5 protein-coding genes are annotated in these 5245 nt (G+C 71.7%); all 5 read left to right on the top strand.

Going from position 1 to position 5245, the window contains the following annotated elements:
• The coding region (locus ACV4UX_RS17060) for a molybdopterin-binding protein (RefSeq protein ID WP_491594482.1) at window positions 1-444 on the top strand (444 nt) is incomplete at its 5' end.
• Window positions 445-752: 308 nt separating this feature from the next.
• Window positions 753-2210 (top strand): PP2C family protein-serine/threonine phosphatase, encoded by a 1458-nt coding sequence (locus ACV4UX_RS17055; protein ID WP_491594481.1) that lies wholly within the window; start codon window positions 753-755, stop codon window positions 2208-2210.
• Window positions 2211-2231: 21 nt separating this feature from the next.
• Window positions 2232-3311, top strand: coding sequence for an acyltransferase family protein (locus tag ACV4UX_RS17050; RefSeq protein WP_491594480.1), 1080 nt, complete (start codon window positions 2232-2234; stop codon window positions 3309-3311).
• A 9-nt stretch (window positions 3312-3320) separates the two neighbouring features.
• Entirely contained in the window at window positions 3321-4724 is a 1404-nt protein-coding gene (locus ACV4UX_RS17045) for an L-serine ammonia-lyase (protein WP_491594479.1), read from the top strand.
• 73 nt (window positions 4725-4797) lie between these two features.
• The coding region (locus tag ACV4UX_RS17040) for a hypothetical protein (protein WP_491594478.1) at window positions 4798-5245 on the top strand (448 nt) is incomplete at its 3' end.

Below are 5245 nucleotides of genomic sequence, written 5' to 3'. Positions count from 1 at the left end.
CCCGTGCTGGCGGCCAAGCTGACCCCCTTGGGCTCCGGTCTGGCCGAGACCCGCTTCGCCCCCGACGACGCCGCGGCCATCGCCCGGGGCGTGCGCGAACTGCTCGACGCCGGGTGCGACTTCCTCTTCACCACGGCGGGCATGAGCGTGGACCCCGGCGACGTGACCCTCCAGGGCCTGCTGGACGCCGGGCTCGATGACCACCTCTTCGGCATGCCCGTGCTCCCCGGCAACATGACCCTGGTGGGGCGCATCGGCAACGTGCCCGTCATGGGCGTCCCGGCCTGCGCGCTCTTCCACAAGACCACCAGCCTGGACCTCCTGCTGCCCCGGGTGCTGGCGGGCGTGCCCGTCACGCGCGCGCTCCTGGCGCGCATGGGGCACGGCGGCTTCTGCATGGACTGCAAGCGCTGCACCTTCCCCCACTGCCCCTTCGGCAAGTAGCGGCCGGACAACGCGCGGCGCCACGCGCGGGCAGGACGCCGGACAGGAGGCGGCCTGCCCCGCGCCGGGCCGCGCGCCAGGGCGGGCGCAGACAGCCGGGTCCGAGGGCGGCCTGCCCCGCACCGCCCCCCCCCCTCCGCACGTCAACGGGATGCGGGCGGCACGCGCCGGGGCACTTTCGTGTTTCCACCCGGCCGGGTCTGGGATATCCTCGGGACATGAACAAGGCGTTCCCCCTGCGGCTGTGCGCGGGATACCTTCTGGGGTCGGTGCTCCTGGCCATCTACGGCGGCCGGGTCTGACCCTTCATGGACTCGCTGCCCCCCGTGCACCTGGGGGCCATCGTCCTCGCGGCGTCGACCGTGGTCCTGCTGGCCCGGATCCCCCTGGAGAAGGCCCTGCTGGACGGCGCGGACATCTTCGGCCAGCCGCGACGCCAGTTCCTGCTGGACCTCGCCCTGGGCCTCGCCGCCGGCGGGCTGGCAGGGATCTTCAACACCCTGGCCCTTGGCTTTCCCCCCTTCAGCGGCTTCAAGCTCTTCGTGGGCATGGGCGCGCTGGCCTTCCTGCTGGCGCTCGACTCGGCCATCACCCGCCAGCGCCTGATCATCGACCGCGCCTGCACCAAGAACTGGCGCACCCCCCCCGAATCCGTGCACCCCATGGCCCGCAAGCTGGCCCTGGTGGCCGTGAGCTCCGCCGTCTTCGTGGCCGCGCTCATCACCATCATCCTGGCCAACGGCGTGGACTGGCTGGCCATGCACGCCGCCGACCCGGCCGCCCTGGCCCAGGCCAAACGCTCGGTCACGCTGGAGGTGGTCTACGTCACGGCCGTGCTGGTGGCGGGCGTGGGCCTGGTGATCGTGCGCTACGCCGAGAACCTGCGCAGGCTCCTGGCCGAACAGACCGGCGTGCTGGAATCCGTGAGCAAGGGCGACCTCTCCCGGCGCATCCCCGTGGCCACGGCCGACGAGTTCGGGGTGATCGCCGCGCGCACCAACGCCATGATCGAGGGCCTCAAGCACCGCACGGAACTCATGAACGCCCTGGAGCAGGCCAAGGCCGTGCAGCGCAGCCTCCTGCCCGGGCAGATCCCCGTGCGCGACGGCCTGGACATGGCCGCCACGGCCTCCTACTCCGGCCAGACCGGCGGCGACTACTACGACTTCCTCGAGCTGGCCGGAGACTCCCTGGCCGTGGTGGTGGCCGACGTTTCGGGCCACGGCGTGGACTCGGCCCTGCTCATGGCCTCGGCCAGGGGCTTCCTGCGCCAGGGCGCGCTGTGCCTCTCCGACACCTCGCGCATCGTCACCACCCTCAACCGCCACCTTTCCCGCGACGTGGCGGGCAGCGGCCACTTCATCACGCTCTTCATGCTGGTCATCGACCCCCGCGCCAGGACCGTGGAATGGGTCCGCGCCGGGCACGACCCCGCAATCCTCTACGACCCCGCCCAGGACGCCTTCTCCGAACTGGCCGGGCGCGGCCTGCCCCTCGCCGTGGACCAGGAGAGCGCCTACCTCCCCGGACGCCTCAAGCAGTGGCCCGCCGGGCAGATCGTGGTGCTGGGCACCGACGGCCTCTGGGAGGGCTTCGCCCCCGACGGCTCCATGTACGGCAAAGACAGGCTGCGCCAGGTGGTGCGCGACAACGCCCAGGCCACGGCCCAGGAGATCCTCGACGCCGTGGTGGCCGACTGGAAGGACTTCCTGGACGCAGCGCCGCCCCAGGACGACCTCACCCTGGCCGTGATCCGTTTCCTCTAACATCCACCCGACGAGGCCTCCGTGAAGCGTGAGATCCCCCAACTGCATTTCATCCGCGCCGCCGCCATGGTCGGCATCTTCGTCCACCACCTCTTCCAGGGCATCGGCCCCCTGCGCGACGCCTACGCGGGGACCATCCTGGGCCACTTCTTCGTGGACCTGGCCCTGGGCGTGGCCGTGTTCAACGTGATGACCAGCTTCCTCCTGGCCCTGCCCTACGTGGGCGAGAACCCGGCGCCCATCCCCCATCTGCGCGATTTCGTCCCCAAGCGCCTGGCCAGGCTCTGCCCCCACTACTACCTGGCCGTGCTCCTGGTGGTGCTGGGCAACGCCGTGGTCTACCGCGTCACCTCCCCCGGCGACTGGCTGCCCCCGGCCCTCTACCATCTGCTCTTCCTGGACCCGCTGCGCACCCAGTCCTTCATGTCCAACACGGCGGCCTACTGGTGGCTGGGCCTGCTGTTCCAGTTCACCCTGGCCTGGCCGCTCATCCTCAAGGTCACGCGGCGCTACGGCCTGGAATGCGTCACGGTGGCGGCCACCCTCGTGCTGTGGACCCTCACGGAGTTCGTCAAGCTCTGGGGCCAGGCCTCGCCCGACGGGCTGGGGGGCACGCTGGCCTTCCTCTCCTCCTTCAACCTGCCTTCGCGCCTGCCCGAGTTCCTCATGGGCATGTGGATGGCCAAGCTCTGGAAGCAGGACCCGGACCGCCCCTTCCTGGCCGACGCCAAGCTGGGCGGCCTGATCTTCGGCGCCTGCGCCTACTGCCTCGTGGCCCCCTGGATCGGCCTGCCCACGCCCTGGTTCGCCGGCATCGCCTGGACCCTGGCCCTCTTCCTGGCCCTTTTCTCCCTGCCCCAGGCAGCCCGCTGGGGCGAAAGACCCGGCGTGCTCTGGCTCTCGGGGGCCTCCTACGCCATCTACCTGGTCCATCAGCCGGTGCTCAGCTACCTGGACGTGGCCGTTGCCTCCTTCGCGCCGTGGTGGAAATTCATCGTGCTCGGCCTGCTGGGCTGGATCCTCTCGGTCAAGGAGGCCCGCTGGCTCGACGAGGCGGCGGCCTGGGTCTCCGCCAAACTCCCTTCGGCAAAGAAGAAGTAGAGGTACTCCATGCCCCTGCGCCCCCTGCCCGGCGACTCTCGGCCCATGTGCCCGGTCACCACCTCCGTGTTCGAGCTTCTGAAGGTCGGGCCCGGCCCGTCGAGCTCCCACACCATCGGCCCCATGACCGCCGCCGCGGACTTCATGGAGCAGGCCGCACGCCTCCCGGCCGACCGGCTGGCCCTGGCGCGCGGCCTGAAGGTGACCCTCCAGGGCTCCCTGGCCGCCACCGGGCGCGGCCACGGCACCCTGCGCGCCGTGCTGGCGGGGCTCCTGGGCAACCGCCCGGAGACCTGCCCGCCGGACATCCTGGACGCCATGGCCTCCTTCGGAGCCGGAGAGTTGAAGCTCGGGGCGATCACGCTGCCCGTCTCCGAGGACTGCGTGGTCTTCGACCTGCTCACCCTGCCCAGGCGCCACCCCAACACCCTGGTGTTCCGGCTCCTGGACGCCGACGGCAAAGCCCTCGTGGAGCGCGAGGCCTGGTCCGTTGGCGGGGGGTTCGTGGAGTGGGAGGGCGACACGCCACAAGAACGTCCGGCCCCGCCCCACCCCTACGAGACCATGGCCGATCTGCGCGCCCTGGCCGCCTCCACGGGGCTTTCGCTCCCCGAGATCCTCCTGGCCAACGAGGCGGCGCTCACCGGGCGTACGCCCCAGGAGATCGCCTCGGGCCTGGAGCGCATCATGCGCGCCATGGAGGACGCCGTGGAGCGCGGCCTGGAGGCCGACGGCGTGCTGCCCGGCCCCCTGGGCCTGCACCGCAAGGCCAAGGCCCTCTTCGAGCGCTACCGCCAGGACCCCCAGCAACAGGACCGCCCCATCCTGGCCCTGTGCGCCTGCGCCTTCGCCGCCGCCGAGGAGAACGCCTCGGGCCACACCATCGTCACGGCCCCCACGGCCGGGGCCTCGGGCGTGCTGCCCGCGGTGCTCTACGTCACCAAGAACCTGCGGCCCACGGCCGGAGTGTTCCGCAAGGACCAGCGCGAGGCCCTGCTGGCCGCCGCCCTGGTGGGCATGCTGGCCAAGCACAACGCCTCGGTGAGCGGGGCCGAGGTGGGCTGCCAGGGCGAGGTGGGCGTGGCCTCGGCCATGGCCGCCGCGTACCTGGCGCAGGTGCACGGCCACTCGCCCGCCGTGGTGGAGAACGCCGCCGAGACGGCCCTGGAGCACCACCTGGGCCTGACCTGCGACCCGGTGCAGGGCTACGTGCAGATCCCCTGCATCGAGCGCAACGCCATGGGCGCGGTGAAGGCCTACGCCGCCTACCAGATCGCCGCCGCCGAGACCCCGGGACACCACATGGTGGGCCTGGACCAGGCCATGCGCGCCATGGCCGAGACCGGACGCGACATGTGCGCCAAATACAAGGAGACCGCCCAGGGCGGACTGGCCGCCAGCGTGCGCTGCTAGACGCGTTGCAAGGCGGCTTCTTGGGACGCCCTTCGGGCCGGCCTGGACAGAAGGGCGCATGCAGGAGCACCCCATGCGCATCCATGGAGTGGACTTCACCAGCGCCCCGGGCCGGACCAAGCCCCTGGTCTGCGCCGACGCGCGCCTGGAGGGCGGCGTGCTCCGCGTTGAGTCCCTGGCCGTGTTCGAGGGGTCGGGCGACCGGGCCTACGAGGCCCTGGCCGCGCACCTGCTCTCCGGTGAGCCCGCCGTGGCGGGGTTCGATTTTCCCTTCTCCCTCTCGCGCAAGGTCCTCGCCAGCCCGCGCCCCCTCTTCCCGGACATGGCCTGGCCCGCGCCCTGGGAGCCCTTCGCGCGCAGGCTCGCGGGTCTCTCCCGGCAGGACTTCGCGGCGCTCCTGGAAGCCTACAAGGCCCCCCGGCCCAAGGGCGACAAGCAGCACAAGCGCCTGGCCGACGAGGCCGCCCAGGCCCAGAGCCCCCAGACGCTCCACTACACCCCCGTGGCCCGCATGTTCCACG

This window comes from Fundidesulfovibrio sp., from assembly GCF_058402725.1.
This window is presented reverse-complemented; position numbering and strand designations above follow the sequence as displayed.

Excerpts from the sequence above, each read along its gene's own strand:
- ACV4UX_RS17055 (WP_491594481.1), top strand. The coding sequence starts at position 753 with ATGGACTCGCTGCCCCCCGTGCACCTGGGGGCCATCGTCCTCGCGGCG.
- ACV4UX_RS17045 (WP_491594479.1), top strand. The coding sequence starts at position 3,321 with ATGCCCCTGCGCCCCCTGCCCGGCGACTCTCGGCCCATGTGCCCGGTC.